Source organism: Polaromonas sp. (assembly GCF_036676035.1).
Lineage (GTDB): Bacteria > Pseudomonadota > Gammaproteobacteria > Burkholderiales > Burkholderiaceae_C > Polaromonas.
This window is the reverse complement of sequence record NZ_JAKFDR010000046.1, coordinates 53,802-74,255: the sequence shown is the minus strand read 5'-3', so window position 1 is coordinate 74,255 and position 20,454 is coordinate 53,802. Positions and strand designations below refer to the sequence as shown.

The 20,454-nt window shown below is 62.7% G+C and carries 23 protein-coding genes; 8 read left to right on the top strand and 15 right to left on the bottom strand.

The window, feature by feature from the left end; all coding sequences use genetic code 11:
* Positions 1-294: 294 nt before the first annotated feature.
* The 5 genes from V6M61_RS07685 to rpsP all read right to left on the bottom strand — a co-directional run bounded on the left by V6M61_RS07685 (position 295) and on the right by rpsP (position 3,231).
* A complete protein-coding gene (locus tag V6M61_RS07685) occupies positions 295-990 on the bottom strand; it encodes a CoA pyrophosphatase (RefSeq protein ID WP_332775972.1) in 696 nt (231 codons plus the stop codon).
* Positions 991-1,058: 68 nt separating this feature from the next.
* Positions 1,059-1,424: a 50S ribosomal protein L19 gene (gene rplS / locus V6M61_RS07680; protein WP_332775978.1), complete on the bottom strand. Its 366-nt coding sequence runs from the start codon at positions 1,422-1,424 to the stop codon at positions 1,059-1,061.
* A gap of 129 nt (positions 1,425-1,553) precedes the next feature.
* The gene (gene trmD / locus V6M61_RS07675) at positions 1,554-2,333 is read right to left on the bottom strand and encodes a tRNA (guanosine(37)-N1)-methyltransferase TrmD (protein ID WP_332775971.1); all 780 of its coding nucleotides are present in this window, start codon (positions 2,331-2,333) and stop codon (positions 1,554-1,556) included.
* 42 nt (positions 2,334-2,375) lie between these two features.
* Complete coding sequence (gene rimM / locus V6M61_RS07670; RefSeq protein WP_332775970.1) at positions 2,376-2,963, bottom strand: ribosome maturation factor RimM; 588 nt, start codon at positions 2,961-2,963, stop codon at positions 2,376-2,378.
* A gap of 16 nt (positions 2,964-2,979) precedes the next feature.
* On the bottom strand, positions 2,980-3,231 hold the full coding sequence (gene rpsP / locus V6M61_RS07665) for a 30S ribosomal protein S16 (protein WP_332775969.1): 252 nt from the start codon (positions 3,229-3,231) through the stop codon (positions 2,980-2,982).
* A 224-nt stretch (positions 3,232-3,455) separates the two neighbouring features.
* Here rpsP and V6M61_RS07660 point away from each other — a divergent pair, with 224 nt between their 5' ends.
* Entirely contained in the window at positions 3,456-4,001 is a 546-nt protein-coding gene (locus tag V6M61_RS07660) for a GNAT family N-acetyltransferase (protein WP_332775968.1), read from the top strand.
* Positions 3,998-4,459 (top strand): hypothetical protein, encoded by a 462-nt coding sequence (locus V6M61_RS07655; protein WP_332775967.1) that lies wholly within the window; start codon positions 3,998-4,000, stop codon positions 4,457-4,459. The genes V6M61_RS07660 and V6M61_RS07655 overlap by 4 nt, the downstream gene beginning before the upstream one ends.
* 215 nt (positions 4,460-4,674) lie before the next feature.
* Here V6M61_RS07655 and V6M61_RS07650 read toward each other — a convergent pair whose 3' ends face one another.
* The 9 genes from V6M61_RS07650 to V6M61_RS07610 all read right to left on the bottom strand — a co-directional run bounded on the left by V6M61_RS07650 (position 4,675) and on the right by V6M61_RS07610 (position 11,263).
* Entirely contained in the window at positions 4,675-5,685 is a 1,011-nt protein-coding gene (locus V6M61_RS07650; protein ID WP_332775966.1) for an inorganic phosphate transporter, read from the bottom strand.
* Positions 5,686-5,701: 16 nt separating this feature from the next.
* Entirely contained in the window at positions 5,702-6,349 is a 648-nt protein-coding gene (locus V6M61_RS07645) for a DUF47 domain-containing protein (protein ID WP_332775965.1), read from the bottom strand.
* A 123-nt stretch (positions 6,350-6,472) separates the two neighbouring features.
* On the bottom strand, positions 6,473-6,835 hold the full coding sequence (locus tag V6M61_RS07640) for a DMT family protein (protein ID WP_332775964.1): 363 nt from the start codon (positions 6,833-6,835) through the stop codon (positions 6,473-6,475).
* Between the two features lie 18 nt (positions 6,836-6,853).
* Entirely contained in the window at positions 6,854-7,822 is a 969-nt protein-coding gene (locus V6M61_RS07635; protein WP_332775963.1) for an AEC family transporter, read from the bottom strand.
* A 166-nt stretch (positions 7,823-7,988) separates the two neighbouring features.
* A complete protein-coding gene (locus tag V6M61_RS07630) occupies positions 7,989-8,588 on the bottom strand; it encodes a DUF3299 domain-containing protein (RefSeq protein WP_332775962.1) in 600 nt (199 codons plus the stop codon).
* A gap of 50 nt (positions 8,589-8,638) precedes the next feature.
* The gene (locus V6M61_RS07625) at positions 8,639-8,878 is read right to left on the bottom strand and encodes a hypothetical protein (protein WP_442957747.1); all 240 of its coding nucleotides are present in this window, start codon (positions 8,876-8,878) and stop codon (positions 8,639-8,641) included.
* A 22-nt stretch (positions 8,879-8,900) separates the two neighbouring features.
* Positions 8,901-10,103 (bottom strand): ABC transporter permease, encoded by a 1,203-nt coding sequence (locus tag V6M61_RS07620; protein WP_332775961.1) that lies wholly within the window; start codon positions 10,101-10,103, stop codon positions 8,901-8,903.
* On the bottom strand, positions 10,100-10,756 hold the full coding sequence (locus V6M61_RS07615) for an ABC transporter ATP-binding protein (RefSeq protein WP_332775960.1): 657 nt from the start codon (positions 10,754-10,756) through the stop codon (positions 10,100-10,102). Before V6M61_RS07615 ends, V6M61_RS07620 begins: the two co-directional genes overlap by 4 nt.
* Before the next feature lie 6 nt (positions 10,757-10,762).
* On the bottom strand, positions 10,763-11,263 hold the full coding sequence (locus V6M61_RS07610) for a Fur family transcriptional regulator (protein ID WP_332775959.1): 501 nt from the start codon (positions 11,261-11,263) through the stop codon (positions 10,763-10,765).
* Positions 11,264-11,432: 169 nt separating this feature from the next.
* On the opposite strand from V6M61_RS07610, the gene V6M61_RS07605 reads away from it, so the two are divergent.
* A complete protein-coding gene (locus V6M61_RS07605; RefSeq protein WP_332775958.1) occupies positions 11,433-12,401 on the top strand; it encodes a succinylglutamate desuccinylase/aspartoacylase domain-containing protein in 969 nt (322 codons plus the stop codon).
* A 3-nt stretch (positions 12,402-12,404) separates the two neighbouring features.
* Here V6M61_RS07605 and msrA read toward each other — a convergent pair whose 3' ends face one another.
* A complete protein-coding gene (gene msrA / locus V6M61_RS07600; protein ID WP_332775957.1) occupies positions 12,405-12,941 on the bottom strand; it encodes a peptide-methionine (S)-S-oxide reductase MsrA in 537 nt (178 codons plus the stop codon).
* Positions 12,942-13,095: 154 nt separating this feature from the next.
* Between msrA and V6M61_RS07595 the strand changes: the two genes are divergently transcribed.
* The 5 genes from V6M61_RS07595 to V6M61_RS07575 all read left to right on the top strand — a co-directional run bounded on the left by V6M61_RS07595 (position 13,096) and on the right by V6M61_RS07575 (position 20,454).
* Positions 13,096-14,292 (top strand): acyl-CoA dehydrogenase, encoded by a 1,197-nt coding sequence (locus V6M61_RS07595; protein WP_442957745.1) that lies wholly within the window; start codon positions 13,096-13,098, stop codon positions 14,290-14,292.
* 71 nt (positions 14,293-14,363) lie between these two features.
* Complete coding sequence (locus V6M61_RS07590) at positions 14,364-15,140, top strand: YdcF family protein (RefSeq protein WP_332775955.1); 777 nt, start codon at positions 14,364-14,366, stop codon at positions 15,138-15,140.
* Positions 15,141-15,298: 158 nt separating this feature from the next.
* Entirely contained in the window at positions 15,299-15,994 is a 696-nt protein-coding gene (locus tag V6M61_RS07585) for a TetR/AcrR family transcriptional regulator (RefSeq protein WP_332775954.1), read from the top strand.
* A 2-nt stretch (positions 15,995-15,996) separates the two neighbouring features.
* Positions 15,997-17,214: an efflux RND transporter periplasmic adaptor subunit gene (locus tag V6M61_RS07580; RefSeq protein WP_332775953.1), complete on the top strand. Its 1,218-nt coding sequence runs from the start codon at positions 15,997-15,999 to the stop codon at positions 17,212-17,214.
* 12 nt (positions 17,215-17,226) lie between these two features.
* Entirely contained in the window at positions 17,227-20,454 is a 3,228-nt protein-coding gene (locus tag V6M61_RS07575; protein WP_332775952.1) for an efflux RND transporter permease subunit, read from the top strand.

The following is a 20,454-nucleotide window of genomic DNA, read 5'->3' as shown; positions in this document are numbered from 1 at the left end:
TCCCGAGGCCTTGCAGGCCGCGGCTCGCGAGACGCTTCGCCTCTGTCGCCTGTCCAAAGCTGCTCAAGCAGCTTTGGAGCCGCAGGCTCCAGCCCCTCGGGGGCCGCTGCGCCTGCGGTCCGGCGAAGCCAGTCCCGCGGCCCCGACTGGGTTGAAGAGCCCCAGCTCCAGCCGCGGCCCAGGTTCCATGCCGGCAGGGGCCGCGGGACTGGCTTCGCCGGACCGCAGGCGCCGCCCCCTTGAGGGGGGAACAGGCTACACGCAGTGAGCCTGGACGGGGGTGGGCTTATAAACTCAGGCGCTCAGGAAGCGGTAGAGGTTGCGCAGCATCCCGGCGGTCGCGCCCCAGATGTAGCGCTCTTTGGGCAGATGCGCCTGGGGGCTGGTGTAAGGCATGGACAGCCACTGCCGCGTCACCCCCTCAAACTCAATCTGATGGCGGCGGTGGTGGGCGGGATTCATCAAATAAGCCAGCGGCACCTCAAAAACGTCGGCAACCTCCGCCGGATTGGGCAGCAGCGAAAAGCCGGGCGTGACCAGTGCCACCACCGGCGTGATGATGAAAGCCGTGCCCGTGACATAGGTCGGCAAAGTGCCCAGCACCTCCACATGCTCACGCGCCAGCGCAATTTCCTCATCGGCTTCGCGCAGGGCGGTGTCGACCGCATCGTGGTCTGACTCATCCGTGCGGCCACCGGGAAAGGCAATCTGGCCTGAATGGGTGGAGAGATTGTCAGTGCGCTCTGTCAGCAGCAAAGTCAGCTCCTCGCGCATCACCAAAGGGATCAGCACCGCCGCCAGGGCCGGCTCGCGGTTGGCGAATTTTTTCTCGACGCTGTGTTCGGGCGTCCAGGGCGGCGGGTGCCTGAAGCGCTGGCGCAAGGCCTGCGGCGTCAGTTCATGCGGCGGCACCCCGGACAGATGCGCATCCACGCCCAGCACCGGAATGCTGCGCGGATCGAATTTGGGCAAAGGCTTGGTGAAAGTCATATGGGGAAAGCGTAGCAGCCAATAAAAAAGCCGCCCATAAGAGCGGCTTTTCGAGGGCTGAACCGCTTTTATGCAGCTTTGGCGCCCAGCTTTTCCTTGATACGTGCGGATTTGCCGCTGCGGCTGCGCAGGTAGTACAGCTTGGCACGACGCACATCACCGCGACGCTTCACTTCAATCTTGGCAATCAGCGGGCTGTAGACCTGGAAGGTACGCTCGACGCCTTCGCCGTTGGAGACTTTGCGGACGATGAAGCTGGAGTTGAGGCCGCGGTTGCGCTTGGCAATCACGACACCTTCAAAAGCCTGCACGCGCTTGCGGGTACCTTCAACCACGTTCACGCTCACGATGACGGTATCGCCGGGAGCGTAAGCAGGAATGCTTTTGTTCAAGCGAGCAATTTCTTCTTGCTCAAGAGTCTGGATCAGATTCATAAGTTTTCCATCTAATTTTTCGTTCATTCACGCGCTACGCTAAAGACCGCAAATCCATGGGTTCATCGATGATGAATCAAATGGTTGCAGTGGCCGCCAGAGGATCGAAAAGCTTTTGATTATAGCAACTTAGGCGTCTTGCTCGGGATCTTCGATTAAATCGTCCAGAAAAGCCTCGTCGCTGACACTCAAATGGCCGGCTTCCCGCGCTTTTTGCACCAGTTCAGGGCGATGGCGCTGGGTCAAAGCCAGCCGCTGTTCGCGCCGCCAGCGTTCTATGTGGGCATGGTTGCCTGACAGCAAAATGCCGGGCACTGACTCGCCTCGCCAGGCTTCCGGCCGGGTGTAATGCGGGCAGTCCAGCAGGCCATCGAGCGCCGGGTTGAAGCTGTCCAGCTGGTGACTGCCTTCGTCATTGAGCACTCCGGGCTGCAGGCGCGCCACCGCGTCGAGCAGTGCCATGGCGGCAATTTCACCGCCTGACAGCACAAAATCACCGAGGCTGATCTGCTGGTCCACATAGGCGTTTATGAAACGCTGGTCCAGCCCTTCGTAGCGTCCACACACCAGCACGGCGCCGGCGCTGGCGGACCAGCGCTCGACACCGCCATGGTTGAGCGGCTGGCCAATCGGTGAAAACAAAACCACGGGCGCTTTGGCATGCCCGCCTGCCACGCGCTCAGCCTGGATGCTGTCCAGGCACAAGGCCAGCGGCTCGGCCATCATCACCATGCCGGGGCCGCCGCCAAAGGGACGGTCATCGACACGGCGGTAATTGCCCTCGGCAAAATCGCGCGGATTCCAGAACTTGACCTCCACCTGCCCCGATTCGTAGGCACGGCGTGTCACGCCGCTGCCCAAAAATGGCGCGAAAAGCTCGGGGAACAAGGTGATGACATCGAAGCGCATGACTAGACTATTTTGCGCCATGAAGTGAAAAGCGTGGGGGCGCTAATAATCGGGCTGCCAGTCGACGGTGATGCGCTTGCCCGGCAGATCCACGGCGTCGACATAGGCCGAAACAAACGGGATCATGCGTTCAGCCGTCGTGCAGCCCTCGTCGGTGGGGGTGCTGTATTCCACGCACAGCACCGAATGCGGGCCGGTGGACATCAGATCGCGGACACAGCCCAGCGCAACACCCTCACGGTTGATGACCTCCAGGCCGATCAGGTCGACCCAGTAATACTCGTCTTCGCCGGCTTTCGGAAAGCTGCTGCGCGGCACAAAAATCCGCGCGCCCCGCAATGCCTCGGCCGGCGTGCGATCGTCGATGCCTTCGAATTTGGCAACAACGGAGTCGGAATGTGTTTTGGATTCGCTGACAGTCAGCGCCACCGTGCCGGAGAAAGCATCAAACCCGGGCCGATGTTTGGCGTCGGGCGCCTGCAAATACCAGCGGGTGGAAGAAAAAAGCGCCTCGGAAGAGGCGCTGTGGGCCAGGACCTTGACCCAGCCCTTGACACCCCAGGCATCCAGGATGCGCCCGACTTCGATGGCATCGTCTGGCAGGCCAGACGGCTCTAGGCCGGGCAGCATGAAGACCTTTGGAAAATCAGGCAGCCTTGGCGGCGCCCTGCTTGACCAGGCGCTGCACGGTGGGGGACGCTTGCGCGCCCACGCCGAGCCAGTGGGTCAGGCGGTCCTGGGCAATGCGCAGGCCTTCTTCGCCACCTTTGGCGATCGGGTTGTAAAAACCGATGCGCTCGATGAAGCGGCCATCGCGGCGAACACGCTTGTCAGCCACAACAATGTTGAAAAACGGACGGTGTTTGGAACCGCCGCGTGAGAGTCGAATGACGACCATGATTTATCCTTCGGGTGGTGGGGTGAAAAATACACCCCAAATATTCCTGCAGCGCTTGAGACACACGACATGGCCACCCGGCCAGCGAAATGCTGCAAAGCCTGAGATTATAACCCGCTGTGCGGTTTTAGCGGAAAATGCTTTCAGCCCTCATCTTCCTGCTTTTGTGCCCGGCCTTGCTTCCTTATTTAATCCCTGATCCCCAATCCCCCAACACCATCCCTATGCCCCTCATACGCCCCAGCCGCGACGAAGATATCCCCGCCATCACGGCCATTTATGCGCACCATGTGCTTCACGGCACCGGCTCCTTTGAAACCGAGCCCCCCAGCGTGGCCGACATGACGGCGCGCCGCCAGGATGTGCTGTCCAAAGGCCTGCCTTATCTGGTGGTCGAGCATGAAGGCGCGATTGCCGGCTTTGCCTACGGCAACTGGTTCAAGCCGCGCCCGGCCTACCGCTACTCGGTGGAAGACTCCATCTACCTGGCCCCGGATGCCCAGGGCCGGGGCTTGGGACGCGCACTGCTCGCCGAACTGCTGGCACGCCTGGAAGCGGGCGGCATCCGCAAAGCCATGGCCGTGATTGGGGACTCGGCCAATGCCGGATCGGTCGGCGTGCACCGTGCGCTCGGCTTCAGGCAAGTGGGCGTGATTGAATCCTGCGGCTGGAAGTTTGGCGCCTGGCGCGACATTGTCATCATGGAAAAGACACTGGGCGTGGGCAATACCTTGCCGCCCGACGGCCAAGCACCGGGCAGCGGCACATGAGCCGGCCCGCCAGAGCCAAAAACAAAACTGCGGCCACCTGGCTGGCCCTGCTCGGTGGCCAGCTGGGGCTGCATCGCTTTTACCTCTACGGCCTCACGGATGTCTGGGCCTGGCTGCACCCGATTCTTGCGGCCCTGGGCTGGTGGGGGGTGGAGCGCGTGCGTTTTTACGGGCAGGATGATCACCTCGCCTGGGTGCTGATTCCGCTACTGGGCTTTACGATTGCGGCAACCGCCCTGACAGCGATTTACTACGGGCTCATGGCCCCGGAAAAATGGAATGCGCGGCACAACCGGGCAACACCGCCAGCGGCGGCCGACACCAGCAACTGGCTCACGGTGGGGGCAGTGGTGATTGCCCTGCTGATCGGCACGGTTGCACTGATGTCCAGCATTGTTTTCAGCTTTCAGCGCTACTTCGAGTACCAGATCGAGGAAGCCCGCAAGATTTCCCAGTAGCGATATGGCCCCCACGCTCGCTCACTGCGTGTAGCTCCCTGCCCCCCGAGGGGGCCGCTACGCCTGCGGTCTGGCCAAGCCAGTCCCGCGGCCCCTGCTTGTGAAGAGAATCCCCCACGCTCGCTGCGTGTGCTCTCTGCCCCCCGAGGGGGCTAATTTTTCTAAGGGCGGCCCGTCGAAAAATTGGCCTGCTTGGCGTCCGGCACGACCAAGGTTCAGAAAATCTGCAGGCTGATCCAGTAGGCGACGGCGGCGACGAAGGCGGACGCCGGTATGGTGAAGATCCAGGCCCAGACAATGTTGCCTGCCACGCCCCAGCGCACGGCAGAGGCTCGCTGCGTCGAGCCAACCCCCACGATGGCCCCGGTGATGGTGTGCGTCGTCGACACCGGGATGCCCAGGCCGGTGGCCAGGAACAGGGTCAGGGCGCCACCGGTTTCGGCACAGAAGCCGCCCACCGGTTTGAGTTTGGTGATTTTCTGGCCCATGGTCTTGACGATGCGCCAGCCGCCAAACATGGTGCCTGCTGCAATCGCCATGTAGCAGCTCACAATGGTCCAGGTCGGCGGCGAGGTGGCGCCCGCCGCCGTGTAGCCCGTTGCAATCAGCAGCATCCAGATGATGCCTATGGTTTTTTGCGCGTCATTGCCGCCATGGCCCAGGCTGTAGGCGCCCGCAGACACCAACTGCAAACGGCGAAACCAGCGGTCCACCCGGGACGGCGTGGCGCGGCGGCACACCTGGGCCACGGCCACCATCATCAGCGAACCGAACAGAAAGCCCAGCAGCGGCGAGATAAAAATAAAAGCCACGGTTTTCAGGATGCCGCCGGATACCAGTGCACTGGCACCCGACTTGGAGATCACGGCGCCCACAATGCCGCCAATCAGGGCATGTGACGAACTGCTGGGAATGCCGTAGTACCAGGTCACCAGGTTCCAGGAAATGGCGCCGACCAGGGCGCCAAACACCACGTGGGTATCGACGATGCCGGGCTGCACGATGCCCTTGCCCACGGTGGCCGCCACACTCAGATGAAAAATGAAGATGGCAATGAAGTTGAAACCCGCGGCGAACACCACGGCCTGGGCGGGCTTGAGCACGCCGGTGGAAACGACCGTGGCAATCGAATTGGCCGCATCATGAAACCCGTTCATGAAGTCAAACGCAATCGCCAGAAACACCAGCAGCGCTACGACCCAAAAGGCAGTCTGTACGGTTTGCATGAACAGTGCCCGGTGATCAGGAGTTCTCGAGGACGATGCCCTCGATCAGGTTGGCGACGTCCTCGCACTTGTCGGTAATGGTCTCCAGCAACTCGTAAATGGCCTTGAGCTTGATGACTTCACGCACATCGGGCTCTTCGCGGAACAGCTTGCTCATGGCCGAGCGCATCACGCGGTCGGCATCGGACTCCAGTTTGTCAATTTCTTCACAGGTCTTGAGCGCCGCCTCGGCGGTGGCCGCATCACTGAGCTTGCCGATCAGGGCCACGGCATCCTTGAGCCGCTCGCAGCATTTCACGCTCAGGTCGGTGAGGCGCACGATTTCCTCGGTCATGTGGCGCACGTCATACAGCGCCATGGTTTCGGCCGAATCCTGGATCAGGTCGGCCACATCGTCCATGGTGTTGATCAGGGAATGGATCTGCTCCCGGTCGATCGGCGTGATGAAGGTCTTGTGCAGCATCCGGTTCACCTCCTGGGTGATCCGGTCGGCCGCACGCTCGGCGTTGTCGACGGCCAGGTTGTAGGACTCGCGCTTTTGCACGTCGTTGTAGTTGGCCACCAGGTCCGAAAAGGCATGGGCGGCCTCGACAATGCGGCCGGCATGCTGGTCGAACAGCTCGAAAAAATTGCCTTCGCGCGGCAACAGTTTGCCAAACAGCATGGTCAGCTCCTCAGAAAATAAGTCAGAAATATGACGTTTTGAAACAGCCGGAAGTTTAACCGGGTGGACAGACCCCCACGGTCGCGCGCTGCGGCTGTAGCTTGACGCCCGAAGAATCCAGGATCAGGCAGAACGGAAGATGAAATACACCGCCCCCACCATGCACAGCGCGGCCCACAGGTAGTCGAGCTTGAGCGGCTCGTTCAGGTAAAACACCGCAAACGGCACAAACACGCTCAGCGTGATGACCTCCTGCATGATCTTGAGCTGGCCCACGCTGTACTGCGTGAACCCGATGCGGTTGCCCGGCACCTGTAGCAGGTACTCAAACAGGGCAATGCCCCAGCTCACCAGTGCCGCGCTGTACCACGGCGAGGCCGCCAGGTTTTTAAGGTGCCCGTACCAGGCAAAGGTCATGAACACATTGGACAACAGCAGCAAGCCGATGGTTTGCGCCGGCACGGGAAAGGATTGCAGGAATGGCATGGTCAGGTCATCAAAACATCAAGCCGGCTGGCCCACCAGCAGCAACACCAGGGTCAGGGTGGCCAGCGCCAGCGCGGTGGACACCACCACACTGGCGGTGATCAGCTCTTCGGCCACCTTGTAGCGCTGGGAAAACAAAAACACATTGGCGCCAATCGGCAAGGCGGCGGCCACCACCATCACCGTCATCGGCAAGCCGCTCACGCCCAGCAGCCGGCACAGGCCGAACACCAGCAGCGGATGCAGCAGGTTCTTGAGGGCCGCCAGTGTCAGCGCCTGGCGCCAGTGCTGGCCCACCGGGGTATTGGCCAGCGTCACACCGACCAACACCAGCGCCAGCGGGCCGAAGGCATTGGCCAGCAGCTCCAGCGGTTTGTCAACGACGGCGGGGATCACCAGCGAGGTCTGGGCAAACAGCAGGCCGGCCATGATGGGCAGCGGCACCGGATGCAGCAGCGCATTTTTTATCGCCAGTCCAATGGTCAGCAGCGCATGCTGCGGCGTCGCGCGTTCGGCCAGCTCCACGGCGCCCTGCTGCCTTTGCTCGTGGGCCACCGCCAGCTCCAGCACCACCGTGGCGCTGGTCAGCAAAATCAGCGAATGCACGGAGACCAGCGTCAGCAGGGTAATCAGGCCGACCGGGCCATACAGCAGGCCCACCAGCGCGATACCGATCATCACGGTGTTGGAAAACGTATTGGCCAGCGCCAGCACGGCGGCGCGGCGGTTAAAGCCCTGCACCAGCAGCGTGCCGCCAAACAGCAGCGCGACCGCCAAAAAATAGGCCGCGACCGGTTTGAAATCCAGCTGCTCCACCCGCACCTTGCTCATGGTGCGAAACAGCAGCGCCGGCGTGAGCAACAGAAAAATCAGGTTTGACAGATCTTTAATGGCCCCAGCCCTGATCCAGCCTGCGCGACCAGCTATAAAACCTGTAGCAATCAACAAAACAACGGGAAGCAGTGAGGCAAGGACAAGCTGGTTCATTGGGCCATCTTAGCGCGCGGCTCCGCTGGCTTTGCCTCACCGCCATCTCGGCTGTCAGCCGTTTTCAAGCGTCAAACCGGTGCTGAAAAACTCAGCTGCAAACCGACTTTCAATGCGCGCCCGGGCAACGGTGCCTTGGGAAGCGCTTCATGGGTTGCCCAACCCTTTACTTGACGCTCTCGGCGTCGGTCATGCGGTAGTACAGGCCGTAAGAGTCGTCATTGAGGACCAGAAAACGGCCCTCCACCACCACCGCCTCCATGCTGTACTTCACCGGTGTTTTGGTTTTGACCTCGACCATGCTCTCCGGCCCGCCGGGCAGGCAGAAGGAGCAGGTCAGGGGCACCGACGACAGCAGGAAATGGCGCTGCTTTTCGCCCGGCTCCAGCGGCATCATGAAGCCCTGGATGCGCTGGGTTTTCTGGTTCAGCGCCATCTGGCCCAGGTTGAAGACCGGCAGGATGCGGTTTTTGTCGGTCTTGGTTTTGACCGCCGTCAGCACCGACCACGGCACCACGTCGTCACGCGGCGACAGCGGTGCAAAGGGGCTGTTGGCACCATGCACGCCCGCCCCCTGTCCCGCCGGCAAGTCAATGCTGCCGGGCAGCATGGGGGCGGGGCTGGCGCCTGGCTTGGCCGGCTTGGCGGCACCCGGCGGCAGCGGCGAGCTGAGCACCTGCGCCTGCACCATGCCCGCAGCCAGGACCAAAGACAAGGCCAGCGCAGGCCGGGACAAGCCAGATGCAGGGTTGAGCTGTTTTTTCATGCGGGGTTCTCCATCAAGGGCCGGGGCATATCGGCCATGTAAGGTGTGTATCAATGCGCGTGCTTCATGCCGCAGTATTTGCCGACTGCCAGGCCTTTGCAAGACGCCTGCAATTCCTTCATGCAAACGTCTTCTTTCTTGCCCGACTCCAGGCATTTGGCGGCGGCCTCGTGCGCAGCGGCCATGGCGCGGTGGCGCTGGATGTCTTCCTTGGTTTCCTTGTCGGAATGCTGGGCATATGCTACTGAAAACATAGCAGTCAGCGCAAATACAGAAAGGGTTGGGAGCATTTTTTTTATAAGTTTCATGGATTTATCCTGGTTGAAGAAGTTCAAACACACTGATCCGGTAGGCCTCGATGGCCGGCAGCAGCGCAGACGCCAAGGCCACCACCAAAGCCAGAACCGGCACACTCAACAGTTCGACCGGCCACGCCCACGCGCCGATCAGCACTGATTTTTCAAGCTGCAAAGTCCAGCCTATCAGGGCTGTCAAGCCCTGCCCCGCCAGCACCCCAAGCACCGTGGCCAGCACGGCCAGCCACAGCGCCTCGCACAGCAGCAAACCGGCCACCTTGCCCGGCGGCGCGCCCAGCATGCGCAGCAGCGCCAGGTCGGCGCGGCGCTCGCGCACGGCGCCCCACAGCGCGATGAACACACTCAAGCCGGCGGTCAACAGCAGCACCGCCGCCAGCGCACGCAGCACGTCCGTGCCCACGCCTATCATGCTGAGCAAGCGCGTGATCTCGACCGCCGGGGCGGCGGCCTGCATCTCGGTGGTGGTGTTGATGAAACGCGGAAAGCTGACGGCCGCCAGCGGGCTGCGGTACTGGATCAGCGCCAGCGTCAATTCGCGCTCGGCCTTCAAGGCTTCGCGGTCGTCGTCATCGACGGCCGTGTCGGTTTCATGCACCTGCCAGACCGATTCCGTGGCCGTGAGCACCAGCCGGTCCAGCACCGTGCCACTGGGGGCGAGCACACCCGTCACCAGGTAGGGGCTTTGCCCATGTTCGTGCCCGGCGCCGCCCAAGCCGTGCGAACCGATGAAGTGGTCGCCCGGCTTGAGGCCGGTTTGCCGGGCCGCCTGCGCGCCCAGCACCGCCTGCATAGGCGCCGACCACAGCGCGCCTTGCGCCAGCTCGGCCTTGTAATGACTGATGTAGTCGGGCGTGGTGCCCACCATCCGGAAACCGCGAAGGCTGTCGCCCAGGCTGATGGGAATGACCTTGGCGACCTGCGGGTGCTTTTCCAGCGCCTGCACCGCGGCCAGCGGCACATTGCCGGTGGGCACGTCCAGATGGAACACGCCCGACAGAATCAGCTGCATGGGGCTGCCCTTGGCGCCCACCACCACATCAATGCCCGCCACATCGCGCTCAAACGCCTGCCTGATCTGGTGACCGGCCAGCAGCAAAAACGTGATGGAGGCCAGCCCCAGCCCGAGCAGCAGCAGGTTGAGCCCCGCCGCCAAAGGCCGGGACCACAGGTAACGCCAGGAAATTGCTATTAATTTCATAGCTGCTTGCGCAATAACTGCAGGGACTGCAGGCCTGCTTGATCTGCAAAGAAGGCTGAAACGCGCGCATCGTGCGTGGCAATCACCAGGGTGGCGCCATGCTGCCTGGCGGTGGCTTGCAGGAGTTCTGCCGAGGCCCTGGCCGCTTCGTCGTCGAGGCTGGCAGTGGGCTCATCCGCCAGGATCACCTTCGGTTGCAGCAACACGGCGCGCGCCAGTGCCACGCGCTGCGCCTGCCCGCCCGACAGTTGCGCGGGCTTGCGACCAGCCAGCTCGCTCACGCCCAAAGCGCTCAAGGCGCGCGTGATGTCGCCCTCATGCAGCGGCTGCCCGGCCGCCCACTGCGCCAGGCCCAGGTTGTCGTGCACCGTCAGTGCCGTGCTCAAATGAAGTCTTTGCGGCAGGAAGCCGATGGTTTTGGCCCGCCAGGCATCGACCGCCATGTTTTTAAGTGCACTCAAAGGTTGCCCGGCCACCACCATCGCGCCGGCACTGGCACCCAGCAGCCCGGCGGCCAGCGCCAGCCAGGTTGATTTGCCGGAACCCGAAGGCCCGCGCAGCAGCAGCACGCCGCCCTGCGGCACGCTGACATCGGGAAATTGCAGCTCGGGACCGCCGGCATAGCGGTACATCAGCCCTTCGGTCTGGATCATGACGGATCACTCATAGTGTGCGCGGCCCATCACGGGTGAGCAGTCCACACAGACCCCGCGCACCGACAGGTCCACACTCAAGCCCTGATGCCCAATGGACTGCAGCGCTTTCAAGGCGGACTGCGCCGCCTGTCTCAAACGGGCTTCGGCGCCCTGCAGGCCAAACTTGCGGTGGCAGGCCTGGCATTCAAACTTCGGCAAGCCTGACAAGCTTGGCAAATCCGGCCGGTTCTGCGCCTGGGTCGCAGCCCGGTAGTGGCGCACACGCTGTGCATCCACCGTGCACAACAGCAAACTCGCCTGTGACAGACGGTCCAGCAGCCGGTACAAAGTCACCCGGTCCAGCGTCAGCGCCTCGTCACGCACCAGCGCGGTCTGCAGCTCGGCATGAGTCCAAGCCTGGCGGTCATGCGCCAGCAGCCATTGCAACACGGCACGCGCCGCCCGCGTGCGCCGCAGCCCATGCGCAGCCAGCAGCGGGTCGGTGGGATGGGACGGGGTGGGCATTCGAGGCTGGATTCCAGACTGGATTTGAAGTGTTGGAGCGCGCTATATTAACGCAATCAAGTTGCATTAATGGTGCGTACACCGCTGCATGCAGGTCCCAGCGACCTTCCAGGCCTTCCAAGCCTTCCAGCTACTAAACTCCCTGCTCACTATTTTTCCAGCGCAAACCATGACCCACCCCTCCCCATCCGCCTTGCAAGCCGGCCATTTACGCACCCACAGCTACCGCGCGTTGGCGCCCGGGCCCCGGCTGCTGGTGCTGGGCGCCGTGCATGGCAACGAGGTCTGCGGCACGCGGGCGATTGAACAAGTGCTGGCCGAGATGGACGCCGGCGAGATCCCCGTCACACGCGGCACGGTCACTTTGGTGCCGGTGACCAACCCGCTGGCCTATGCGCTGGGGCAGCGCCAGGGCGATCGCAACCTCAACCGCAACATGCGCCCCAGCGCGATCCCGCAAGACTTTGAGGACCGCATTGCCAATGTGCTGTGCCCGCTGCTCGAAGCCCACGACGTGCTGCTGGACCTGCACTCCTTCCACACGCCCGGCGCGCCCTTTGTCATGATCGGCCCGCAGAACAACACCGGCACGCTGGAGCCCTTTGCCCTGGCCGAGCAGGAGCTGCAGCTGGCCGTGCACACCGGCCCTTTTCGCGTGCTGGAAGGCTGGCTGGACACCTATGCGCGCGGCGTGCAACGGCGTGCCAGTGCCCAATCCAGCCCGTCGCTGGTGACCGACCCGAACTATGGCGTGGGCACCACCGAATACATGCGCTCGCGCGGCGGTTATGCCGTCACCCTGGAATGCGGCCAGCACGAAGACCCGCAGGGTGTGGCGGTGGCGCGGCACGCCATCCGGCAGACTTTGGCGCTGCTGGGCATTTCACCGCTGCCTTTGGTGCCGCCGCAGGCCGCGCCCGACATCCTGCGCCTGGTGGATGTGGTGGACCGTGCGCATGCGGGTGACCGCTTCGCCCGTGAATGGCGCAGCTTTGATGCGGTCGCGGCCGGTGAGCTGATAGGCACCCGCCATGACGGGACGGCGGTGAAAGCACCGCAGGACGGCTTTGTCGTGTTTCCCAACCCCGGGGCCGGGGTCGGACAGGAGTGGTTTTACTTCGCGCAGCGGCGTGCCTGAAACTCAGCCTTTGACGTGCGAGGCAAAGGTCTTGCGAAACTTCTCCACCTTGGGCGCCGCCACGGCCATGCAGTAGCCCTGGTAGGGGTTCTTCTCGAAGAAGTCCTGGTGGTAGTCCTCGGCCGGCCAGTAGTTGCTCAGGGGCAGCACCTCGGTCACGATGGGCCGACCGAACAGCTTGTCCTGGCTCATCTGGCGGATCATGTCGTCGGCCACGTCCTTCTGCTCGGGCGTCGAGTAGTAAATGCCGCTGCGGTACTGCGTGCCACTGTCGTTGCCCTGGCGGTTCAAGGTGGTCGGGTCGTGGATGACGAAAAAGATCTCGAGAATTTCGGTCAGCGTGATCTGCGCCGGATCGTAGCTCAGCTTCACAACCTCGTTGTGCCCGGTAGTGCCACTGCAGACCTGCTCGTAGCTGGGCCGTTCGAGATGGCCGTTGCTGTAGCCCGACTCGACATCGGTGACGCCGCGCACCTTGACGTACACGGCTTCCGTGCACCAGAAGCAGCCGCCGCCCAGGGTGATGGTTTCAGTTGTCATGATCTTGGCTCCGGGGTTGGAATCGTACAGCACCCTACTGTAGCCGTGTAGTCGCCTGCGCTTGCCATTTAGTTGACACTTAAAGTATCTTCATCAACTTGGGTACACTGCTGGTGTGGTGTTGCACGCTATAAACCTTGAAAGGAAATTGACCATGAAAGCCAAATTCAACTGGGAAGATCCGTTTCTGCTGTCAGAACAGCTCAGCGACGACGAGCGTGCCATCGTCGAAGCGGCCCACGCCTTCTGCCAGGAAAAGCTGCAGCCGCGCGTGCTGATGGCGGCCCGCCATGAAACCTTCGACCGCGAGATCATGAACGAGTTCGGCGCCATGGGCTTTCTGGGCTCCACCATCGAGGGCTACGGCTGCTCGGGCCTGAACTACGTGAGCTATGGCCTGGTGGCGCGCGAGGTGGAGCGCGTGGACAGCGGCTACCGCAGCGCCATGAGCGTGCAAAGCTCGCTGGTGATGCACCCGATCAACGCCTACGGCAACGAAGCGCAGCGCCAGAAATACCTGCCCAAGCTGGCCACCGGCGAATGGGTCGGCTGTTTCGGCCTGACCGAGCCCAACCACGGCTCCGACCCGGCCAGCATGATCACGCGGGCCAAGCCGGTCGATGGCGGCTTCATCGTCAAGGGCGCCAAGATGTGGATCACCAACAGCCCGATCGCCGATGTGTTTGTGGTCTGGGCCAAGCTGGCCGACCCCGACGGCAAAGTCGGCGGCCAGGAAAGCATCCGCGGCTTCATTCTTGAAAAAGGCATGAAGGGCCTGTCCGCCCCCAAGATCGAAGGCAAGATGAGCTTGCGCGCCTCGATCACCGGCGAAATCGTGATGGACGATGTGTTTGTGCCCGAAGCCAATCTGCTGCCCAACGTCAACGGCCTGAAAGGCCCGTTCGGCTGCCTGAACAAGGCGCGTTACGGCATTGCCTGGGGCGCCCTGGGCGCGGCCGAAGACTGCTGGCACCGCGCCCGCCAGTACACGCTGGACCGCCAGCAGTTCGGCCGCCCGCTGGCGCAAAACCAGCTGATCCAGAAAAAACTGGCCGACATGCAAACCGAGATCACGCTGGGCCTGCAAGCCTGCCTGCGCGTGGGCCGTTTGATGGACGAGGACAAGGCCGTGCCCGAGATGATTTCGCTGATCAAGCGCAACTCCTGCGGCAAATCGCTGGACATCGCCCGCATGGCACGAGACATGCATGGCGGCAACGGCATCCATGACGAGTACCATGTGATCCGCCACATGATCAACCTGGAAACCGTCAACACCTACGAAGGCACGCACGATGTGCATGCGCTCATCCTGGGCCGGGCGCAGACCGGGCTGCAGGCCTTTTATTAATCATTTGAAGTCATTTAAGGCTCTTCCCCTTATCAATATTGCGTGAACAGCTATTACTTTCATAGCAAATAATGGAACTCGGCGCGCTCAAGCCCCTGCTGACCAGCCTGGTGTTGCCACCCGGCGGGCCGTTGCTGCTGGCGCTGCTGGGGCTGCTCATCGCCTTGAGGCGACAACGCGCCGGCATCCCTCTCGCGCTGCTGTCCCTGACGGCGCTCTGGCTGCTCAGCTGCCACGGCACGGCCGTCTGGCTGTCGCGCAACGCCTTGCCGCAGTTTGCGCCGCTGCCGGTGGCGCAGCTCAAGGCCAGCAAGGTGCAGGCCATCGTGGTGCTGGGCGGCGGTGTGTTGCCGCAGGCGCCCGAGTACGGCGAGTCCCAGCTCAGTGCGCCCAGCGCGGCACGGCTGCGCTACGGACTCTGGCTGGCCCGGCAGTCGGGCCTGCCGCTGGCCTTTAGCGGCGGCGTGGGCTGGGCCGCCGGCGGCAGCCAGGCCCTGTCCGAAGCCGAGGTGGCGCAGCGCGTGGCCCGGCAGGAGCACGGCGTTGCACTGCGCTGGACCGAAAACCAGTCGCGCGACACCAGCGGCAACGCACGCCTGCTGGCGCCCTTGCTGCAGCGGGATGGCATCCAGCGCATTGCCCTGGTGACCGATGCGTCGCACATGCCGCGCGCCCTTGCCGCCTTCGAGCGCACCGGCCTGGCCGTGACGCCTGCACCCATGGGCTATATTCTTCCGGTGCAAAGCGATCTGATGGAGTGGCTGCCCTCTGCGCGCGGCCTGCTGGCGTCCCGCCTGCTGCTGCACGAATGGCTGGGCCTGGCCGTCGGCCGCATCATTCCCATCTGACGACCCTGCGCCCAACGCCACCCGGCCGCCGAAGCGCCGGCCGGGCCGCTACACACGGCTTTAAACTGACTGCAAGGCGGCTTTACACGGGCTTTGCCGGACATGGCTTGACGCTCAGATAGCAAGCCGCTATATTACTAACCAGTCAGTCATTAACCATGTCACTTTCCAAACTCCTCTGCGACAAGACCAAGGGCGTGGCCGCCAAGCGCGAGCGCCGCAAGGAAGCGCGCCCCGGCGAACTGCTGGATGCGGCGCTGGACCTGTTTGTCGAAAAAGGCTTCGCGGCCACCCGATCCGAAGAGGTCGCGGCCCGTGCCGGCGTCTCCAAAGGCACGCTGTTTCTTTATTTTCCGAGCAAGGAAGAGCTGTTCAAGGCGGTGGTGCGCGAAAACATCTCGGGCCGCTTCAAGGAGTGGAACGACGAGTTTGCGACTTTTGAAGGCAGCACCGCCGAGATGCTGCGCCACTGCATGACGACTTGGTGGGAGCGCGTGGGTGCAACCAAGGCATCTGGCATTAACAAGCTGATGGTCAGCGAAGCCCGCAATTTCCCCGACATTGCCGCGTTTTACCAGCAGGAAGTCATTCAACCCGGCCAGGCCCTGATCCGCCGCATTTTGCAGCGCGGCATTGACCGCGGGGAGTTTCGCTGCACCGACCTGGACTACGCGGTCTACAGCGTGGTGGCCCCGATGATTTTCCTGATCCTGGCCAAACATTCCGTGGGGGTTTGCGTGCGCAACGACATCCAGCTCGATCCGTATCAATACATTGCATCCCAGGCAGACATCATCCTCAATGGCTTGAGCATTCCATCGGGCGATTCCAATCAAGACCCGGAGAAAACCTGAGCATGAAGCGCTGGATCAAATGGGCCGTGGCCCTTGCCATTCTCCTGCTTGTCGTGGGCGGCGTGCTGCGCGCCCTGTCGGCACGCAAGGCCCAGCAACAGGCCTTGGCCACTGCCAGCGCGGCCAAAGACCAGGGTCTGGTGGAACTCGCTGCCACCGACGTGGTCAGGGCCCAGACCCGCGACGTCGTGCAGGGGCTGGCCGTGTCGGGCTCCCTGAAGGCCGTCAATTCCGCCGTGATCAAGGCCCGTGTGGCCGGAGAGCTTCAAGACCTGACAGTGCGAGAAGGCGACTTCGTCAAGGCAGGCCAGGTGATTGCACGCATTGATGCCAGCGAGTACCAGTCGCGCGTGCGGCAAGCCCGTAGCCAAGCCGACTCGGCCAAGGCGCAAGTGGAAGTGGTGCAGCGCCAGTATGACAACAACAAGGCGCTGGTGGATCAGGGCTTTATCTCCAAAACCGCCCTGGACACCTCGCTGGCCAATCTCAATGCCGCGCAATCCACTTACAAGGCGGCGCTGGCGGCCACTGAAGTCGCAACCAAATCGGTGGATGACACCGTGCTGAAAACGCCGATTTCCGGCCAGGTGTCGCAGCGCCTGGCGCAACCGGGCGAGCGCGTGGGCGTGGATGCCAGGATTGTCGAAGTGGTCGACTTGAGCCGGCTTGAGCTGGAAGCCACCTTGAGCGCGACCGACGCCATGGATGTGCGCGTGGGCCAGCGCGCCGAACTGCAGATCGAAGGCAGCAGGCAAGCCTTCAGCGCCAAAGTCGTACGCATCAACCCCAGCGCGCAAGCCGGCAGCCGCAGCGTGCTGGCCTACCTGAATATCGACAATATGGTCAACACAGGCGAAGGTAAGGCGCTGCCCTTGCGCCAGGGCCTGTTCGCACAGGGCACGCTGGGCACGGCGCGTGCACCGCTGCTCTCGGTGCCGGTCAGTTCGGTTCGCACCGACAAACCTGCGCCTTATGTCCAGGCTGTTGAAAATGGCCAGGTAGTGCATCGGGCCGTGGATCTGGGCGCACGCGGCTCGGCCGGCAACGAAGCCGTCGTGGCCGTCAAGGGGCTGCCAGAGAACGCATTGGTGATCCGCGGCGCCATTGGCGCTTTGCGTGAAGGCACCAAAGTCCGGTTCACGCAGATGCCCAACGCGCCGGCAAACGTTGCAGCGGATGCCCCGGCCAGCGCCGCGGCGCCCGTCAAACCGGCGCCCTGAGAGACACAAGCCATGTGGTTCACGCAGGTCAGCCTCAAGAATCCGGTATTCGCCACCATGGTCATGCTGGCCATCGTGGTGCTCGGGCTATTCTCGTACCAGCGCATGCGGGTGGACCAGTTCCCCAACATCGACTTCCCGGTGGTGGTCATCACGGCCGAATACCCCGGCGCTTCGCCCGAGATCGTTGAAAGCGAAGTCACCAAAAAGATTGAAGAAGGCGTCAATTCGATTGCCGGCATCAACGCCCTGACCTCGCGCAGCTACGAAGGCCAGGCGGTCGTCATCATTGAGTTCCAGCTCTACATTGACGGGCGCAAAGCGGCAGAAGATGTGCGCGAAAAAATAGCAGCCATCCGACCCAACTTTCGCAGCGAGGTGAAAGAACCGCGGGTTCTGCGTTTTGATCCATCCAGCCGTGCCATCTGGTCGGTAGCTGTATTGCCGGAGACGGCGCAAGGCAAGGCCATGTCCGCCACGGAACTCACCAACTGGGCCGACCAGGTGCTGAAAAAACGCCTTGAAAATGTCCGCGGCGCCGGCTCGGTCACGCTGGTGGGTGGCACCAAACGCGAGATCAATGTCTACCTCAATCCGCAGGCCATGGAGTCGCTGGGCATCACGGCCGACCAGGTGGTCAATGCGGTGCGCAACGAAAACCAGGACTTGCCGGTAGGCGCCATCCGCTCGCTGGCGCAGGAGCGCGTGGTCAAGATCGATGCCCGCATGAAGCGGCCCGAAGACTTTGGCAAGATCATCGTGGCGCGCAAAAGCATGGCCAATTCGGGTAGTGGTGGCGGCGCGCCGGTCACCGTGGGCCAGGTCGCCCGCATTGCCGACGGCGCGCAGGAGCTGGACAGTCTGGCGCTTTACAACGGCCAGCGCACCCTGCTGCTGACCGTACAAAAAGCCCAGGACGAAAACACCATCAGCGTGGTGGACGGGCTGAACAAGGCCGTCGCGGAGATACAGCCGCTGCTGCCACCAGGCGCGCGACTGGAACTGATTACCGATGGCTCGCGCCCGATTCGCGTGGCGGTTGAAAACGTCCGCCGCACACTGATTGAGGGTGCGCTGCTGACGGTGCTGACCGTGTTCCTGTTTCTCAACTCATGGCGCTCGACGGTCATTACCGGGCTGACGCTGCCGATTTCCATCATCGGCACCTTTCTATTCATGAACCTGTTCGGCTTCACCATCAACATGATCACGCTGATGGCCCTGTCGCTGTGTGTGGGCCTGCTGATTGATGATGCGATTGTGGTACGCGAGAACATTGTGCGGCATGTGCAAATGGGCAAAGCGCCCTACCAGGCCTCAATGGACGGCACGCAGGAGATTGGCCTGGCCGTGCTGGCCACAACCTTCTCCATCGTCGCGGTGTTCCTGCCGATTGGTTTCATGGGCGGCATCATCGGCAAGTTTTTTCACGAGTTCGGCGTCACCATCGTGGCAGCCGTGCTGATCTCGATGTTTGTGAGCTTCACGCTGGACCCCATGCTCTCCAGCGTCTGGCACGACCCGTCCATTGAAGCGCCTGGCCAGCATCATGCGCCGGTCACTTTTTACGACAAGACCATTGGCCGCGTGACCGGCTGGTTTGATCGCGCCACCGATTCGCTGAGCAACAGCTACCAGGGTATTTTGCGCTGGTCGCTGGCTCACAAGCTGGCCACGCTGGCGTTGGCCGTGGTGATTTTCGTCGTCAGTATTGTGATGGTGCCGCTGCTGGGCACCGAGTTTGTGCCCAAGGCCGACTTCTCGGAAACCTCGCTCAACTTCTACACACCGGTCGGCTCGTCGCTGGAAGCCACCGAGGCCAAGGCCCGGCAGGTCGAAGCCATCGTCCGCGAATTCCCCGAGGTCAAGTACACGCTCGCCACGCTGAACACCGGCAGCGCGCAGGGCAAGATGTACGCCAGCGTGTATGTGCGCCTGGTCGACCGCAAGGCACGCACGCGCAGTGTGGACCAGATGTCGGGCGTGCTGCGCGATCGGCTCAAACAGGTGCCGGGCATTACCGTGACCCATGTCGGTCTGCTCGACGCTGTGGGCGGCAACAAGCAGATCGAGTTCTCCCTGCAAGGCTCGGACTTGAAGGAGCTGGAGCGCCTGAGCAGCCTCATCACCGACAAAATCCGTGGCATTCCCGGGCTGGTGGACCTGGATTCCAGCGTCAAGGCCGACAAGCCGGTGATTGCAGTGGATGTGCGGCGCGATGCGGCATCGGACCTGGGTTTGTCGGTCTCGCAGATCGCCGCCTCGCTGCGCACGCTGGTCGCGGGGCAGACTGTGGGCAACTGGCGCGCGCCCGACGACCAGACCTATGACGTGAACGTGCGCCTGGCGCCCGATGCGCGCAATGCACCGCAAGACCTGGAGCGCCTGCCCTTCACCAGCAGCACCATGGGCAGCAACGCCGACGGCTCCGCGCGCATCGTGCGGCTCAGCCAGGTGGCCAGCGTGAAGGAATCCACCGGCCCCAACCAGATCAACCGGCGCGACCTGGCCCGCGAAGTGGCGATCAACGGCAATGTCTACAACCGCTCGGCCGGTGAAGTGTCCAACGACATCAAGGCCGCGCTGGACGGCATCAACTTCCCGCCGGGCTACCGCTACCAGTTCAGCGGCTCCACCAAGAACATGGCGGAATCGTTTGGCTACGCCGTCTCGGCATTGGTGATGGCGATTGTGTTCATCTACATGATTCTGGCCAGTCAGTTCAAGAGCTTTCTGCAGCCCATGGCGCTAATGACCTCGCTGCCGCTGACCCTGATCGGCGTGGTGCTGGCCTTGCTGCTGTTTCACTCCACGCTGTCGATGTTCTCCATCATCGGGGTAGTGATGCTGATGGGCCTGGTGACCAAGAACGCCATCTTGCTGGTGGACTTTGCCATCCGCATGCGTGCGCAGGGCATGGACCGCGCGGAAGCGCTGCTGCACGCCGCCAAGGTCAGGCTACGCCCCATCCTGATGACCACGCTGGCCATGATTTTCGGCATGGTGCCGCTGGCCTTTGCCCTGACCGAGGGCTCGGAGCAGCGCGCGCCCATGGGCCAGGCCGTGATTGGCGGCGTGATCACCTCCTCCCTGCTCACCCTGGTCGTCGTGCCCGTGACCTATTGCTACCTGGACGACCTGGGCCAGTGGTTCAAGCGCAAATTCAGGGGAAAAGCACATGCTGCAGCCCCCGCTGAAACGGCCGCCGCCAGCCCCGATCCCGTCACGAGCCCCCGCTAA